The organism is Proteiniphilum sp. LBM24028 (assembly GCF_056629195.1).
In genome coordinates this window covers 3,840,678-3,855,688 of sequence record NZ_CM152817.1, presented here as the reverse complement: position 1 = coordinate 3,855,688, position 15,011 = coordinate 3,840,678, and the positions used below count along the sequence as shown (strand labels likewise).

Here is a 15,011-nt window from a genome sequence, read left to right as displayed (position 1 = left end):
TGTGCTATTCCTCCATCAGCAATCGCTGAAGGTCCTCGGGAGAGATATTCATCTTCAGTCTGCCCTGTGAGGCAAAGGAGATACGTCCCCGTTCTTCGGAGACAATGATCACCCTGGCATCGGTTTCCTGTGATATGCCCAGTCCGGCGCGGTGCCTCAATCCCAGGTGGGTGGGGATATTGGGATTCTGGGAGATGGGCAGGATACATCCGGCGGCTTTCACTTTTTGTCCTACGATAATCATCGCACCATCGTGCAAGGGACTGTTTTTAAAGAAAATATTTTCGATAAGGCGAGAGGAAATATCGGCGTTTACAATTTCACCGGTCTGCTCATAAAGACCCAGGTGAATATCACCCTGTATGGCAATAAGCGCCCCGGTATTGGTTTTAGACATATTCATGCAAGCCAGCACGATGGCTGTAAGGTGTGAATTATCCTTCTTCTGCTTCTCTCCGGGGAAAAAAAGTTTTGTAATGAAATTCCATCCCTTTTTTGAACCGAGCGACATCAGAAAGCGCCTTATTTCGTCCTGAAAGAGTATGACCAGTAAAAACAGACCTACACTCACCAGCTGATCGAGGATGGAACCGAGCAACACCATGTTGAAAACCCGCGACACCAGTACCCAGATCACCATGAATACCATTATTCCGATGAAAAGGGGGCGCAGGCCCGATATCTTGACCAGCCTGAACAGGTAGTACAGCAGAAGTGCTACCAGCAATACATCAATAAAGTCCTTTATCCCGAAATGTGCAAACATACCTGTATACGCCGGTTATTGATCGAATTCGGTTATCTTACCCACAATCTTTACGCACTCCACTGCCTCTTTCACATCATGTACCCGCAAAATGGCCGCGCCGGAAAGCAAAGCCACCGTATTGAGGATGGAAGTACCGTTGAGACTCTCTTCCGGTGTGGAATCCAGCAACTTGTAAATCATCGATTTCCGCGAGATTCCTACCAGTATCGGCTCCTCAAAGATATGAAAATATTTCAGATAAGCCATCAATTCATAGTTCTGAGATAACGTTTTGCTGAAACCAAAACCGGGATCAATGATAACATCATTCACACCAAGGAGATTCAATCTGGCCTTGCGTTCCGAGAAATAATAAAGGATATCCTGGATCAGGTCATCGTAATCGGTCGACTGTTGCATGGTCTGCGGCACCCCTCTCATGTGCATCAGCACATAGGGTACCTGCAACTGAGCCACAACGGAAAACATGCGGTCATCGATCTGTCCGCCTGAGATGTCATTGATGATATTTACACCAAATTCCTCCACGGCTTGTTTGGCTATATCAGCGTAGAAGGTGTCGACCGACAGGATTGCATGAGGAAATTCGCTGCGAATGAGTCTCAGGGCAGGCATTAATCTGGCTGTCTCCTCCTTCTCCGTGAGGAAGGTGGAGAAGGGAGTGGTTGACTGCGCCCCGACATCTATTATACTACCCCCTTCATCAATGATTTGCCGGCAACGTTCGATTATTCCGTTATCAGCCTGCTTCCTGCTGGCTGCAAAAAAAGAGTCGGGCGTGATGTTGATGATGCCCATCACCTGAGGCAGCGACAAATCGAGCAGTTCCCCCGCTATGTTAATCGTTTTCTTCACTCTGAATTTAACACTCTTGTTTTTTAAGGATTCAATCTTCATTCTCCGGTACCGATCGCTGAATCACTGACCACTAACTGCTGAATCACAATACCGAATTGGGATCTTTCAAAGGATAATCCACCGTGTAGTGAAGCCCTCTGCTTTCTTTGCGGGCCATAGCCTGCTTGATGACCATGTAACCTACTTTGATGATGTTACGCAATTCGCAGATGTCGCGCGACACTACGGAGCGATGGAAGAAATCCTCGGTCTCCCGGAAAAGGATGTTTAGCCGATCCAGGGCGCGCTGCAGACGCAGGTCGGAGCGCACAATGCCTACGTAGGCCGACATCAATTGCCCTACCTCCTTGTAACTTTGCGTAATCAGCACCATCTCCTCGGGAGAGGTGGTACCTTCTGCATTCCAGGCAGGAATATCTTCTCTGAATGTATATTGCCTGAAAAGAGGCAGCGAGTGTTGCGCCGCTGCATCGGCAAATACCACAGCCTCGATGAGCGAGTTGGATGCCAGCCGGTTTGCTCCGTGTAATCCCGTGCAGGCACACTCCCCGTTGGCATATAGTCGCCCGATGCTTGTTTCTCCATCGAGATTCACTCTGATACCTCCGCACAGATAGTGAGCGGCGGGAGCCACGGGTATCATCTCCCGGGTAATGTCTATTCCGTAAGAGAGACATTTCTCGTAGATGCCCGGAAAGTGAGTCCTGGTCTCGTCTGGTTTTTTGTGTGTCACATCCAGATAAACATGATCTTCTCCCCTTTCTTTCATTTCCGTGTCGATAGCACGGGCTACAATATCACGCGGGGCCAGTGATCCGCGTGCATCATATTTGTGCATAAACTCTTTCCCGTCACATGTTTTCAGTACGCCGCCATAGCCCCGCATCGCCTCGGTGATGAGGAACGATGGTCTTGCCCCCGGATGATAAAGTGCCGTGGGATGAAACTGAACAAACTCCATCCCCCTGATTTCTCCCTTTGCACGTGCCACCATGGCAATGCCGTCACCCGTGGCGACCAACGGGTTGGTTGTAGTCTGATACACCGATCCGATACCTCCTGTTGCCATCATGGTCACACGTGAAAGAAAAGTATCAATATCATTGGTCACCTGATCGAGGATATAGGCACCATAACATTCAATGCCGGGAGTATGGCGGGTGACCACCTGTCCCAGATGGTGCTGCGTGAGGATCTCAATGGCAAAATGATGGTCGAACACCTCTATATTCGGATGATTGCGAATGGTGTTAATCAGGCTGACCTGGATCTCGGCGCCGGTACTGTCCTTGTGATGCAGGATCCGGAACTCGGAATGACCTCCTTCACGATGAAGATCGAAATTGCCTTTTTCATCCTTGTCGAAGTCCACTCCCCAGCTTATCAACTCACTGATCTGGGCGGGTGCCTCCTTCACCACTTTTTCCACGACTTGCAAGTCACATAATCCGCCGCCTGCATCGAGCGTATCGGCAATGTGCTTTTCAAAATTATCCCACGGGTTTGTGACCGATGCAATTCCTCCCTGCGCGTAATAAGTATTGGCATCTTCCAGCTGGTTTTTCGCGATAATGGCTACCTTCCCATATTTTGCCACTTTCAGGGCATAGCTCATTCCGGCAATGCCGGAACCAATCACCAGAAAATCATATCTGCGGGTCATCTTCTCTCTGTTTTGATTTTTCCATTGCAAATGTACACAATTATTCAGGGTTTTTCGAAGGAACGCACCATTTTTCCAGCCGCACAATATTCAGGAGTAAACATTGTTAAAAAGCTGGGTTTTATTTGCAAATACCCGACATTTGCTTTTCTTTGTACATCCAAGCAAAGAGACTGTTTAACATCATTTTATCAGATGAAACACTTACTTACTCTATTCCTTATCTTCATTCTTTCTGTACTGCAGGTCCTCCATGCCACAAACACGGGGCAACAGGCTGACTCCACTTTCATGCTTCGCGGCAGGGTGTTGGGGAGTGATACAAAAGAACCACTGCCCAATGCAAGCATCACCGTACAAAAAGCAAATGTGTCGAGCGTTACCAACCAGGACGGATACTTCTCCATACGGGTCCCTGCTTCAACCAGGAACATGCAACTGATTATCCATTACCTGGGATACGAGAACAAGGAGATACCAGTAGTTACCCTGATCGGCAATCCCAATGACCACATCATGCTGGCACCCTCTCCCATAGAACTTAGCGAAGTCCTGATTGTTTCGGGGGACGGGACAAATCTCGTAAGGGAAGCATTACAGCGGATTCCGGAGAACTACGCTGCGGACCCGAACATGATGGTCGCTTTTTATCGTGAATCGATAAAAAAAGGATCAAACTATATTTCTCTTGTAGAAGCTGTATTGGACGTTTACAAAGCATCATACCGCTCTTACAGCAACGACCAGGCCCGGATCTACATCGGCCGCAAAGCCACCGATATTTCACCGCGCGACACGGTGTTGCTAAAATTTCAGGGAGGTATCAGCGATGCCCTGATGCTTGATATTGCCAAGAACCCGGAAATTGTCTTCGGCACGGATGCTGCAGAGTACAACTTCCATGTCAACGGCCTGATTAACATTAACAACAAGCCACATTACATCATTTCTTTCCAGCCACACTCCGGATTAAAAGACATTCTCTTTAGGGGTACCATCTATCTGGATGCCGCCACGCTCGCTTTTGCCCGTATGGAATTTAATATGAATGTGGAAGACAGAAAAGATGCTGCAAACATCTTTATCAGGCGCAAGCCTTCCAAAATGCGGGTGGAGGTCAATAATGCCCAGTATGTGGTAAACTACATGGAAAACAATGGAAAATGGTTTTTCAGTTACAGCGCTACCGAAGTATCATTCCGGGTCAGATGGACCAATCGGTTTTTTGGACTGTTTGCCACCAACTATATTATCGGATCGGAGATCGCCGTCACCGACCGGTATAACGACAACGTGATAAAATTTCCACGCGATGAACGGATCCGGTCAACCGATGTGATCGCAGAAAAAGTGGAATCCTTCCTCGATCCAGGCTTCTGGGGTGAATACAATGTAATTGAACCGGACCAGCAAATCAATGATGCGATTAAAAGACTGAGCGACAAATTGCGAAGAAGAAAATAAAAGAGGAAAGCATTTGTAATTAAAAAAATTAAGCCTATCTTTGCAGCCCTAAAGTTTTTAAAAACGTAATATTTTACAACGTATGTATTTAGATTCTGCCAAAAAGAAGGAAATCTTTGCAAAGCACGGGAAGTCTAACACTGATACTGGCTCACCTGAAGCCCAGATAGCATTGTTTTCATACCGTATTTCGCATTTGACTCAACACCTGAAGTCAAACAAAAAAGATTATAACACAGAAAGAGCATTGAGAATTTTAGTGGGTAAACGTCGTCGTTTGCTCGATTACCTGATTGAGATTGATATTGAACGCTATCGCGCCATTATCAAGGAACTGGGTATCAGAAAATAATTTTCTCGAAAAATAACGGATGAGCACAGACAACGGAAGTTTGTTTGAAAATCGCCAAACGTTATTGAAAGATAAAAAAGGATGGAATCGATGATTTTATCCTTTTTTTAGCTCTAAACTTATTTTTACACACATTCAAAACAAGGATATGCTCCAAAATTATATTTTAAAACTATGTTTTATAATATGTTTTTTTATTTTGCCCATTCAAAAAAGCCGCTTATCTTTGTAACGATAACCTAAAACAATCTTTTTTACCTTAATGCTGATATCACGTTAACCAATACAAAAGAGGACTTCTCGACCGAGGTGTCCTCTTTTTTTTGTATTTTTTATACAAATATCCGTATATTCTCAGCGCTGTTCCGTCCGGATATATTCGGCTGCACTGAGGGCAGCGATGGTACCGTCGCTCACGGCAGTGGTCACCTGCCGGTATCGCTTCGCCACACAGTCGCCCGCTGCAAAAACGCCGGGCAGATCAGTTTTCATCGTTTCATCCACCAGGATTTCGCCCCTTTCATTCATCCCCACCAGTCCCTTGAAGGGTGCAGTATTGGGCATATACCCGATAAAGACAAAAACCCCGTCGGTTGCCAGATGAGTCCGCTCACCCGTTTTCAGATGTTCTATCTGCACCTTTTGCAGGGTACCGTTTCCTTCATATGCCCGCAATTCAGACCCCATTATAAAACTGATTTTCGGATTGAAACTGGCCTCTTCCACAGCATGTGCAAACGCCTGAAAATGATCGAACTGATGCACAATAGTAACATGTGACGCAAAATGGGTAAGAGTCACCGCCTCTTCCAGTGCTGAATTTCCACCACCTACAACAATCAGTTTTTTATCACGGAAGAAGTCGGCATCGCAGGTAGCACAGTAGGAGATGCCTCTCCCTTCAAACTCCTTCTCTCCTGGTATATTAAGAGAACGGGGTTTCCCGCCGGGAGCAAGAATAACCGTCCTGGCACGAAATATCCTTCCGTCTTCCAGTTCCACCTCCTTGATCTTTTCGGTCAAGCGATAATCCACAATTTTGACGTTGGCCCTGAGTGTACAACCAAAACTTTTTGCCTGCCGCTTCATGATATCGGCCAGTTCATAGCCTTTAATCATCTCCACTCCGGGATAGTTGGCAATCTCGTGGGTCAGTACCATCTGTCCGCCGGTCACTCCCTCACTCAGGATCAGGGTGTCCAGCTTTCCGCGGGATGTGTAAATACCCGCGGAGAGACCGGCAGCACCGGCACCCAGGATAATTACATCATATATCTTTTCCATTTCATCAAGAGAGATACTGATCCAGATTTTCCTTTACCTGCGCCATTGTCTGAATACTGGTTGTCGCCTTGGCCACCTTTCCATCCTTGTAGTACATGGTAAATGGTAATCCCATAAACCCGCGGCATTCGGGTGCAGTCCGGATCATATCCGACTCGGGGCTGTCGAATGCCATGGAATAAAATTTCACATTATCATACTCCTCCTCCAGCTCTTCCATAATTTCATACACCGGAATGCACATAGGTCCCATGCGCCCGCAACATACCATCACATTCTCGTTCTCGTTGATAATCTTCTGCAATTCGGCAGCCGTTTCAATTTCCCGAATATTGGTTCTTAAGTACTTCATTTTTTTTGTTGTTTAAAATTTATTACTGGTTACAAAGGTAGAACATAACCGCATTGATCATGAAAAAAAGGGCTGACATATTCCATGGATAGGAATGAGATATATCAGTTGTCAGGCTGATGTAAATCAGTTTCCCGAAAAAGATGGTATCTTTGTCGACAAAGGCAAAGAGAAGGACAATGGATGAATAAGGAAATGGATAATTGTGAAAAAATGGTGGCCTGTTTCCGTGATCTGAAGCCGGAAGAACTGGAGCTGATCAGCTCCGGCAAGACAGAGCTGACTTACCTGACCGGAGAAAACCTCTTTAAGCAGGGTGCTTTCTCCACACATGTACTGCTGGTAATGGACGGACTGGTCAAGGTATACCTGCAGACAGGCAGGGATAAACAACTTAATCTGCAACTGGCTAAAGCAGGCGATTTTCTGGCTTTTTCCGCCCTCTTTGGAGAGGCCCTGCACGCTACCTCGGCCGTGGCACTCACCGACACACAGGTATGTATGATCGATAAGGAGAAGATGCGGACGTTGCTGCTGCGCAACGCGGAATTCGCCATGCGCATTACCTCCCGTAACTACCGGAATGAAAGGCAGCTGCTCACCGTGATCGGAAACATAACCTATAAACAGATGCGCGGGAAGCTCGCCTCCGCACTGCTCTATCTTAGCGGCGATGATTTTCCGGGACAGGACGTCTTTGTCCACCTGTCACGTCAGGACCTAGCCAACTTCGCCTCGGTAGCCACGGAGAGCGCCATAAAACTGTTGAAGGAGTTTGAGCGAGACGGGATTATTATTCTTGAAGGAAAAGGAATCAGCATTGTCGACCGGGCAGAACTGGAAAAGATTGAGCGGTTGGGATAAATCGCGGCCTGCCCTGTCAACCGTTCTGGCTTATCAGCTTCAACATTTTTTTATCAATAATCTTTACCTGTCTGCCCTGCATCTGTATGATACCATCCTGGATAAATTCAGAAAGTGCACGGTTGATACTCTCCCGGCCGGCATCCACCCAGTTCCCTATATCCGATTGAGACAGCGGGAGAGTAAACTGATCCGACTGAAAAAGATTCTCCGAAAATTCGAGCAGCACGTCGGCAAGGTTTCCCCGCATCTGCTTCTGAGTGCGGCTTGCACAGCGCCGGTAAGCCTCCAGCTCGCTTTTGCACAACTCCATCAAAATATAACTGCTGAACTCTCTGTTCTCTCCCAACAAACGCTTGAACACCACCAAGTCAATAAAACAAACTTCGGAGTCGAGTACTGCCGTCACACTATACTGATTAATCTTATCACCAAAAGTAGTGGGCAGCCCCAGATAGGTAGGAGCCTTGACCAACTTTACAATCTGCTCGCGGGAAGGTCCGGATAGGTGAATCTTTGCCATTCCCTTACGAAGGAAGATGACATTCGTGGAAAAAACACCTTGTTTGATAATCGAATCACCTTTTTTGAATTTTACCACTGCATGGTTACCACTCAACATCTCGAGCTGGCAATCCTTCATGTTGACCGATGATCGCAACACGCAGGCACAGTCGGCACATTCATTTTCCATATGACAAAATTATTAATTTTCAATTTCATTAGACTTCCTCGTTAAACGGGAGCAGAGTAAGTTTATTTACTTTGCCGAGTGCAGTAAAAGTATAACCTGGATGATTACAATTATCATGCTCGTTTCATACTCCTTGTTTTGTTTGACAAAAATAGAGAAATATGTGACATTTATCACAAAAGAAGGTAATATTCTGCACCCGGAGAAAAAAAATTATTAGAGAAATAATTCTTTAATTTGCATACTATTCATTTACAAAATTATACAAAAAAATATGGAAAATACAAGTACCATTTCCCTGGAATCACTTCGCAATGAGCTGGAACAGCTCAAGGCAAAAATCACCCGTCTGGAAAAATCACGGAAGGATCAGCTCTCTATCGCCATCGTATCGGGCGATATGGACAAGATACTGGCAGCAATGATCATCTCTCTTGCAGCAGCAGCGATGGACTCGCAGGTGAAACTCTTCTTTTCGTTCTGGGCACTTTCGGCACTGCGTGACCCCGAAAAGAAGGCAAAAGGAAAAGATTTCATCCCGAAGATGTTTGGCATCATGCTACCCAAAGGGCGCAACAGGCTGAAGCTCTCCAATATGAACATGTGCGGCATGGGGCCTGTGATGATCAAAAAGCTCATGAAGAAACAAAACGTGTTGTCACTGGACGAAATGTTCCATCAGGCTGCCGAACTTGGTATAGAAATCACGGTGTGTGAAATGTCGATGAACATGATGGGATTCAAAAAAGAGGAAATGATCGATTATCCCCATCTTCGTTACGCGGGCGCTACCACTTTCGTAGCCGATGCAGGTGAAAGCAGCATGCAGTGGTTTATTTAAGGATTACAAACAATAATAACTATCAAACATTTACAACTATGACAACAGATGAATTAAAAGCATTGAAATCCAATTTAACGGTAGATGCACGTGGCACAGCTTGTCCTGGCCCGCTTTTGGCAGCAAAAAAAGCGATCGGCGAAATTGAGTCGGGCGAAATTATGGAAATCCTCTCGGCCGACGAAGGCACCAAAAACGACATTCCGCGCTGGTGTGAAAAAGTAGGACATGAGTATCTTGGCTTTTACGATGAAGACAGCTTCAGCCGTTTGTTTCTCATTAAGGATTAATTTTTCATATTACCATCTTTCACTCCCTGCTTACGATACTCTTTACAGGTACCGGCAGCAGGGTCCGAAATAAGGTTTAACACGTAACCGCTATGCCGTACGACAATAGACCTCCCAAAATTCTGGTTTTCTCTACCGATAAAATTTCCGATCCGGGAATCGACCAGGCAGGATTGAGAAAAATACATTATTCCCCCTCCGTATATGTCATCAACATGCCCTGTTCGTCCGGGATCAAGCCACGCTGGATCCTTCGTGCCTTTGAAAAAGGATTTGACGGTGTCTTTATTGCAGCCGACGGACACGAATGCTCCTATAGTGCGAGTTGTCCCGAACGTACCAACGACATCATCATTGCGTCACAGAAGCTGATGGCCGAAAAAAATATCAATCCCAAACGCATCCGTATGGCAGCATTGTGTTCCGTCTGTGCGGAGCCGTTTGTCAGTCATATGGAAAATTTCAGTAAAATTCTGGCAGGACTGGAAGAATAAACTCAATGTTGATTGTAATCGAAAGGCAGGATAATAAATTATGGATAAACGAAAAAACAACAATTTCGATACGCTGATCATTGGAGGTGGCATTGCAGGCCAGGAGGCAGCATTGAGTCTGGCAGACATGAATCATAGGGTACTGCTGGTGGAAAAAGGGCTTTCCATCGGGGGTAAGATGATTCAACTGAGCAAGGTGTTCCCGACGCTCGACTGTGCAGCGTGTATCACCACGCCCAAGATGTCGGAAACGGCACGCCACCCCAATATCACGCTGATGCTGAACAGCGAGATCGACGGAATCAGTAAAAATGCAGATGGCGACTTCGATGTCAACGTGACCAGCAAGCCCCGTTATGTTATTCAGGAAAACTGCACGGGATGTCAGGAGTGCGAGGTGGTATGTCCCGAAGTGCGCAGCGATGAATACAATGCAAACCTTGCGGGACGTAAAGTGGCCTATATTCCCTTCAGCCTGGCAAACCCGCGCATAGCCACCATTGACCGGCAGGATCATTCGGCACCCTGTATCAATGCATGCCCTGGTGGTGTCAAGGCATACGGATACATCACGCTGGCCCGCAACGGCCAGTATGAGGAAGCGATGAAGCTTCATCTGGAGGACATACCGTTTCCCGGCAGTCTGGGACGTGCCTGTTACCACCCTTGTCAGAATGCCTGTACACGCGGCTTGGTGGAACAGCCGGTGGATATCCGGAAGATAAAACGGTATTTCTCCGACTGGTATTATGACAAATATCCGCAGGCTCCTTCGGTGGAAATAAAGGAAAAAACAGGAAAGAAAGTAGCCGTGATCGGTTCCGGTCCTGCCGGAATAACGGCTGCCTATCACCTGGCACTAAAGGGTCACACCGTGACAATCTTTGAAGCGGCACCGGCGGCCGGAGGCATGTTGCGTTTGGCTTTACCTTCATACCGTGCACCAAAGGACATAGTGGACAGGGATTTACAAAATATCACCGTATTGGGTGTAAACATAGAGGTAAACAAAAAAATAACCGACCTGAAATCACTGAAGGAACAAGGTTTTGATGCCGTGTTTGTGGGTATCGGCACGCATAAGGCAAGTTCATCGGGAACGGAGGGGTCTGATTTGAAGGGTGTGGTGGATTGCTTGACCTTCCTTCGTGAAGCCAATATAGGCAGGCGTGAAGACTTGACGGGCAAAAAGGTGATGGTGATCGGTGGCGGCAATACGGCAATCGATGCCGCACGCACTTCGTTGCGCCTGGGTGCTGAAAAAGTCATAGTGGTCTATCGCCGCAGCCGTGAGGAGATGCCCTGCTTTGCTCCTGAAATAGAAGAGGCAGAAGAAGAAGGCGCAGTGATCAGCGTATTGCGCAATCCGGTGGAATATATCGGTGAAAACGGGCAAATCACCCGGATCCGGCTGACGAAGATGCAGCTGGGGGAGAAGGATGCCAGCGGCCGCCGCCGTGCAGAGCCCATCGCAGGATCGGAATACACGGAAGAGGTGGATTATGTGATTGAAGCCGTCGGGCTGCGTACCGATACCGCCGCATTTGTCGGACAGGTAGATCTGAACAAAAACGGCACCATCCGCACCGATGCCACGACGCTGCAGACTTCGGTGGATTATATTTTTGCCGGGGGGGATACCGTCACAGGGTCCACCACGCTGATTGAAGCTGCCGGGCAAGGAAAGAAAGCAGCTTTCTACATGGACAAATGGCTACGCGGTTTACAGATACACGATTTTGAAGAGGGAGACAAGCTTCCCGCCATAGACAAGCATATCGTCCTGAACAGATTTAAAGGTGAGAAGCGGCCGCAGGTGAAGAATGCAGTGATACCCCTGGCTGAACGGGCGCGCAGCTGGGAGGAAGTGGAAAAGACATTTACCGAGGAAGAGCTGAAGGCGAGCACGCAACGCTGCCTGGACTGTAGCAACTGCCGCGAGTGCCACCAGTGCGTAAATGTCTGTCCTGCCAACGCGATCGATTTTTCACAAAAAACGAAAAAACAGGAGATCAAGGCAAGATCGGTGATCGTCACCACAGGCTATAAACTGTTCCCGCCATCAGCCAAACCCAATTACGGTTATACGAAATATGCCAACGTGATCGATGCCATGCAGATGGACCGGTTGATTGCCCCTACCCGTCCGTTTAACAATATCCTCCGGCCGGGTGACGGAAAAGTTCCCGACAATATTGCCTATATCCTCTGCACGGGATCGCGCGATTCGGCCATTGAAAACGGTGGATGCGGATCTGACTGCAGCAACAACCCCATCTGTTCGCAGATCTGCTGCATGTATTCCATCAAGCAGGCTCAGTTACTGATGGGTGCACTGCCGATGGCGGATATCACCATTTACTATATGGACATTCGTGCCTTCGGCAAGGGTTATGAGGAGTTCTTCCAGCAAACAAAAGGGATGGGCACCACTTTCACAAAGGGAAAAGTGGCCAGAATCCGTGAAACGGAAGACGGTAAAGGCGATTTGATTGTGCGGTATGAAGATGTGACCAAGGGAGTCGTGAAAGAAGCCCGACACGATCTGGTCGTCCTTTCCGTGGGTGTCGTGCCGAATAAGGATGTGCCGCATATGTTCAAGGGTGAAATGCTGGAGCTGGATGATTTCAACTTCGTCAAGCAGACGGATGAACTGGTGAACCCCGCCCTGACCAGTATCGAGGGCGTGTTTGTGGCTGGTGCCGCTTCGGGACCAAAAGATATCCCCGATTCAATCCTGTCTGCCGGTTGTGCCGCATCGGAGGTGGCCGGGTACCTGAGCCGGAAAGAAGTACTTCTGGATGACAACAAAGGTCGCTTTACAATCATGCAGCAGACAACAAAGGGGAAATCTATTTTACAACAGTAAGGAGGAACGACTATGAGACAAAGAATAGGTGTATATATATGCCATTGCGGTGGAAATATTTCCGATTATGTGGATGTGGAAGAACTGAGTATGATGTTCCACAAGGAAGATGGTGTCGTCGTTTCAAAGGATGTCATGTTCGCCTGTGCCGATTCCAACCAGAAAGCGATGGTGGAGGATATTCAGCAATACAACCTGGATGCGATTGTGGTGGCATCCTGCTCACCCAAGCTGCACCTGCACACGTTCAGGGCTGTGGCCGCACGGGCCGGGCTGAACCCGAACAACTATGTGCAGGTCAATATCCGCGAACAATGTTCATGGCCACACAGCGACCGTCCGCGGGAAGCAACGGTGAAAGCCGCCGGACTGATCCGTGCGGGCATCAACCGTGTCGCATATTCCGAAGCGCTGGACAGCATCGAGATTGAAGTGAAGAAAGCGGTCATGGTGATCGGTGCCGGCATTTCGGGCATGAAAGCAGCCATCGACCTGGCACGCTCCGGAAATGAAGTGTATCTGGTGGAGAAGGATTTCTTTCTGGGCGGCCACATCGCGCAGCAGGAAAAACTCTTCATGACGGGACAAAGCGGCAGGGAGATTGTGAAAAGATTGTACGACGAGATGAAGTCATACAAAAACATCACCGTTTTTACCGGAGCTACCGTCTCGAAAGTGACGGGCAGCCTTGGCAGCTTCAATATCGAAGTAAAGGTGAAACCCCGCTATATCAATGGCAAGGTCGATAAACAAACCGTAAAAAGAACGATGGATGATTGCCAGGTAACGGTAAGAGATGCCTTCAATGAAGGCCTCACCACGAGAAAAGCAATCTATAAGAATTATCCCGAAGCATTGCCCGATGTACCGGTTGTGGATATGGAAGCCCTCAGGGATCACCCCGAATTCCTGGAAAAGCACAGGGCGGTCATCAATCCGAACGAACAGGAAGAAACCATTGCCCTGCTGGCAGGGTCGGTACTTGTCACCACCGGGTTTGACCATTACGAACCCAAGGAAGGTGAGTTCGGCTACCAGAATATCCCGAACGTGATCACGCTTCCCCAGTTGAACCGGTTGATGGAATTATCGCCTGAAAAGCTGGTTTACAAAGGAAAAGAGATCAGAAGCGTGGCATTTATCTACTGCGTGGGTAGCCGCCAGAAAAAAGGCGAGAACAAATACTGCTCCCGCCAGTGCTGTACCTCTACCATCTATACGGCATTGCAGCTGAAAGAGAAATACGGAAAGATCCAAAATTACCATCTCTATCGCGATATACGTACCTACGGCAAACAGGAGATTCTGTACGACCGGGCATCGAAACAGGGTGACTTGTTTTTCAAATACGAAGAAAAGGAATTGCCGACGGTGGAAATGAACGGCAATGCGATCACGCTGAAGGTGAAAGATTATCTCACGAACAAGAAAGAGTTGGAAATCACGCCCGACCTGGTCGTTCTCGTCACCGGCATGGTGGCCCGGGCCGACGCGCCGCATATCTCCGAACTGTTTAAAATACCGATCGGAAACGATAAGTTCTTCAACGAGATACACCCAAAGCTAAAACCGGTGGAGACGGTGATCAAGGGCGTGTATATCGGTGGGACCTGCCAGGGCCCGAAAAACGTGAGCGAAGCGGTGCAGTCATCACTGGCAGGCGCCTCCAAGATCACGGCATTGCTGAAAAGCGGTACCGTGATGGGCGACCCCGTGGTGGCCCGCATCGATGCCGATGTCTGCACCTGGTGTGGCAAATGTGCCGAAGTGTGTGATTACACGGCAATCAGGGAGACCATTACTAAAGCCGGGAAACATATTGCCGGCGTGAACAGGAGTGTTTGCACGGGTTGCGGTATCTGTGCCCCGGTTTGTCCGGTGAATGCGATTGAAGTGGCCAAGTACACCGATCATGAGATAGAAGCGATGATTGACGGCTTTGCTGCCGAGGTGGAGATCAGGGAAGAAGATGTATCCGCCGTGAATGAGGGAAAAGAAGACTTCGTGGCAGCCCATATGAAAGAATATCCACAGATATGGAAAGATATCCTCGACACACTCGACACGGAGAAGAAAACGATCCCCGAAATGGTGGATACACTGAACATGGCTCCCGAAATGGTTACCTGGCATCTGATGACCATGAATAAATATGGAGTGGTATCGCCTGCCGGAACAAACGACAAGGAAGAGTATTATTATTACAAAATAAAATAA

At 47.9% G+C, this 15,011-nt stretch carries 14 protein-coding genes; 8 read left to right on the top strand and 6 right to left on the bottom strand.

The annotated features are described in order from the left end of the window. Positions 1-4 precede the first annotated feature (4 nt). From cdaA to nadB, 3 genes are read right to left on the bottom strand one after another with little or no spacing between them, the layout of a single operon-like run. Positions 5-766, bottom strand: coding sequence for a diadenylate cyclase CdaA (cdaA, locus tag AC1HCU_RS15460; RefSeq protein WP_480367502.1), 762 nt, complete (start codon positions 764-766; stop codon positions 5-7). A gap of 15 nt (positions 767-781) precedes the next feature. Beyond that, a complete protein-coding gene (folP, locus tag AC1HCU_RS15455) occupies positions 782-1,666 on the bottom strand; it encodes a dihydropteroate synthase (RefSeq protein WP_480367500.1) in 885 nt (294 codons plus the stop codon). Between the two features lie 43 nt (positions 1,667-1,709). Then, the gene (nadB, locus tag AC1HCU_RS15450) at positions 1,710-3,290 is read right to left on the bottom strand and encodes an L-aspartate oxidase (protein ID WP_480367498.1); all 1,581 of its coding nucleotides are present in this window, start codon (positions 3,288-3,290) and stop codon (positions 1,710-1,712) included. A gap of 195 nt (positions 3,291-3,485) precedes the next feature. Between nadB and AC1HCU_RS15445 the strand changes: the two genes are divergently transcribed. Further along, on the top strand, positions 3,486-4,754 hold the full coding sequence (locus AC1HCU_RS15445; protein WP_480367495.1) for a carboxypeptidase-like regulatory domain-containing protein: 1,269 nt from the start codon (positions 3,486-3,488) through the stop codon (positions 4,752-4,754). Between the two features lie 82 nt (positions 4,755-4,836). Then, complete coding sequence (gene rpsO, locus AC1HCU_RS15440; protein ID WP_480367492.1) at positions 4,837-5,106, top strand: 30S ribosomal protein S15; 270 nt, start codon at positions 4,837-4,839, stop codon at positions 5,104-5,106. Between the two features lie 354 nt (positions 5,107-5,460). On the opposite strand, the gene AC1HCU_RS15435 is transcribed toward rpsO, so the two are convergent. Next, positions 5,461-6,390: an NAD(P)/FAD-dependent oxidoreductase gene (locus tag AC1HCU_RS15435; RefSeq protein WP_480367490.1), complete on the bottom strand. Its 930-nt coding sequence runs from the start codon at positions 6,388-6,390 to the stop codon at positions 5,461-5,463. A 4-nt stretch (positions 6,391-6,394) separates the two neighbouring features. Further along, positions 6,395-6,742 (bottom strand): thioredoxin, encoded by a 348-nt coding sequence (locus AC1HCU_RS15430; protein WP_480367488.1) that lies wholly within the window; start codon positions 6,740-6,742, stop codon positions 6,395-6,397. A gap of 183 nt (positions 6,743-6,925) precedes the next feature. Here AC1HCU_RS15430 and AC1HCU_RS15425 point away from each other — a divergent pair, with 183 nt between their 5' ends. After that, entirely contained in the window at positions 6,926-7,606 is a 681-nt protein-coding gene (locus AC1HCU_RS15425) for a Crp/Fnr family transcriptional regulator (RefSeq protein ID WP_480367485.1), read from the top strand. Between the two features lie 16 nt (positions 7,607-7,622). Here AC1HCU_RS15425 and AC1HCU_RS15420 read toward each other — a convergent pair whose 3' ends face one another. Beyond that, positions 7,623-8,300: a Crp/Fnr family transcriptional regulator gene (locus tag AC1HCU_RS15420; protein WP_480367483.1), complete on the bottom strand. Its 678-nt coding sequence runs from the start codon at positions 8,298-8,300 to the stop codon at positions 7,623-7,625. 274 nt (positions 8,301-8,574) lie between these two features. Between AC1HCU_RS15420 and AC1HCU_RS15415 the strand changes: the two genes are divergently transcribed. From AC1HCU_RS15415 to AC1HCU_RS15395, 5 genes are all read left to right on the top strand, one after another. Further along, positions 8,575-9,141: a DsrE/DsrF/DrsH-like family protein gene (locus tag AC1HCU_RS15415; RefSeq protein ID WP_480367481.1), complete on the top strand. Its 567-nt coding sequence runs from the start codon at positions 8,575-8,577 to the stop codon at positions 9,139-9,141. A 38-nt stretch (positions 9,142-9,179) separates the two neighbouring features. Then, on the top strand, positions 9,180-9,431 hold the full coding sequence (locus tag AC1HCU_RS15410; RefSeq protein WP_480367478.1) for a sulfurtransferase TusA family protein: 252 nt from the start codon (positions 9,180-9,182) through the stop codon (positions 9,429-9,431). A gap of 92 nt (positions 9,432-9,523) precedes the next feature. Further along, entirely contained in the window at positions 9,524-9,925 is a 402-nt protein-coding gene (locus AC1HCU_RS15405) for a hydrogenase iron-sulfur subunit (RefSeq protein WP_480367476.1), read from the top strand. A gap of 40 nt (positions 9,926-9,965) precedes the next feature. Then, positions 9,966-12,794 (top strand): FAD-dependent oxidoreductase, encoded by a 2,829-nt coding sequence (locus AC1HCU_RS15400; RefSeq protein ID WP_480367473.1) that lies wholly within the window; start codon positions 9,966-9,968, stop codon positions 12,792-12,794. A gap of 12 nt (positions 12,795-12,806) precedes the next feature. After that, on the top strand, positions 12,807-15,011 hold the full coding sequence (locus AC1HCU_RS15395) for a CoB--CoM heterodisulfide reductase iron-sulfur subunit A family protein (protein ID WP_480367470.1): 2,205 nt from the start codon (positions 12,807-12,809) through the stop codon (positions 15,009-15,011).

What these genes read in the sequence shown, in the direction of transcription:
- cdaA (WP_480367502.1), bottom strand. Translation starts at nt 766, where the DNA reads ATGTTTGCACATTTCGGGATAAAGGACTTTATTGATGTATTGCTGGTA.
- folP (WP_480367500.1), bottom strand. Translation starts at nt 1,666, where the DNA reads ATGAAGATTGAATCCTTAAAAAACAAGAGTGTTAAATTCAGAGTGAAG.
- nadB (WP_480367498.1), bottom strand. Translation starts at nt 3,290, where the DNA reads ATGACCCGCAGATATGATTTTCTGGTGATTGGTTCCGGCATTGCCGGA.
- AC1HCU_RS15445 (WP_480367495.1), top strand. Translation starts at nt 3,486, where the DNA reads ATGAAACACTTACTTACTCTATTCCTTATCTTCATTCTTTCTGTACTG.
- rpsO (WP_480367492.1), top strand. Translation starts at nt 4,837, where the DNA reads ATGTATTTAGATTCTGCCAAAAAGAAGGAAATCTTTGCAAAGCACGGG.
- AC1HCU_RS15435 (WP_480367490.1), bottom strand. Translation starts at nt 6,390, where the DNA reads ATGGAAAAGATATATGATGTAATTATCCTGGGTGCCGGTGCTGCCGGT.
- AC1HCU_RS15430 (WP_480367488.1), bottom strand. Translation starts at nt 6,742, where the DNA reads ATGAAGTACTTAAGAACCAATATTCGGGAAATTGAAACGGCTGCCGAA.
- AC1HCU_RS15425 (WP_480367485.1), top strand. Translation starts at nt 6,926, where the DNA reads ATGAATAAGGAAATGGATAATTGTGAAAAAATGGTGGCCTGTTTCCGT.
- AC1HCU_RS15420 (WP_480367483.1), bottom strand. Translation starts at nt 8,300, where the DNA reads ATGGAAAATGAATGTGCCGACTGTGCCTGCGTGTTGCGATCATCGGTC.
- AC1HCU_RS15415 (WP_480367481.1), top strand. Translation starts at nt 8,575, where the DNA reads ATGGAAAATACAAGTACCATTTCCCTGGAATCACTTCGCAATGAGCTG.
- AC1HCU_RS15410 (WP_480367478.1), top strand. Translation starts at nt 9,180, where the DNA reads ATGACAACAGATGAATTAAAAGCATTGAAATCCAATTTAACGGTAGAT.
- AC1HCU_RS15405 (WP_480367476.1), top strand. Translation starts at nt 9,524, where the DNA reads ATGCCGTACGACAATAGACCTCCCAAAATTCTGGTTTTCTCTACCGAT.
- AC1HCU_RS15400 (WP_480367473.1), top strand. Translation starts at nt 9,966, where the DNA reads ATGGATAAACGAAAAAACAACAATTTCGATACGCTGATCATTGGAGGT.
- AC1HCU_RS15395 (WP_480367470.1), top strand. Translation starts at nt 12,807, where the DNA reads ATGAGACAAAGAATAGGTGTATATATATGCCATTGCGGTGGAAATATT.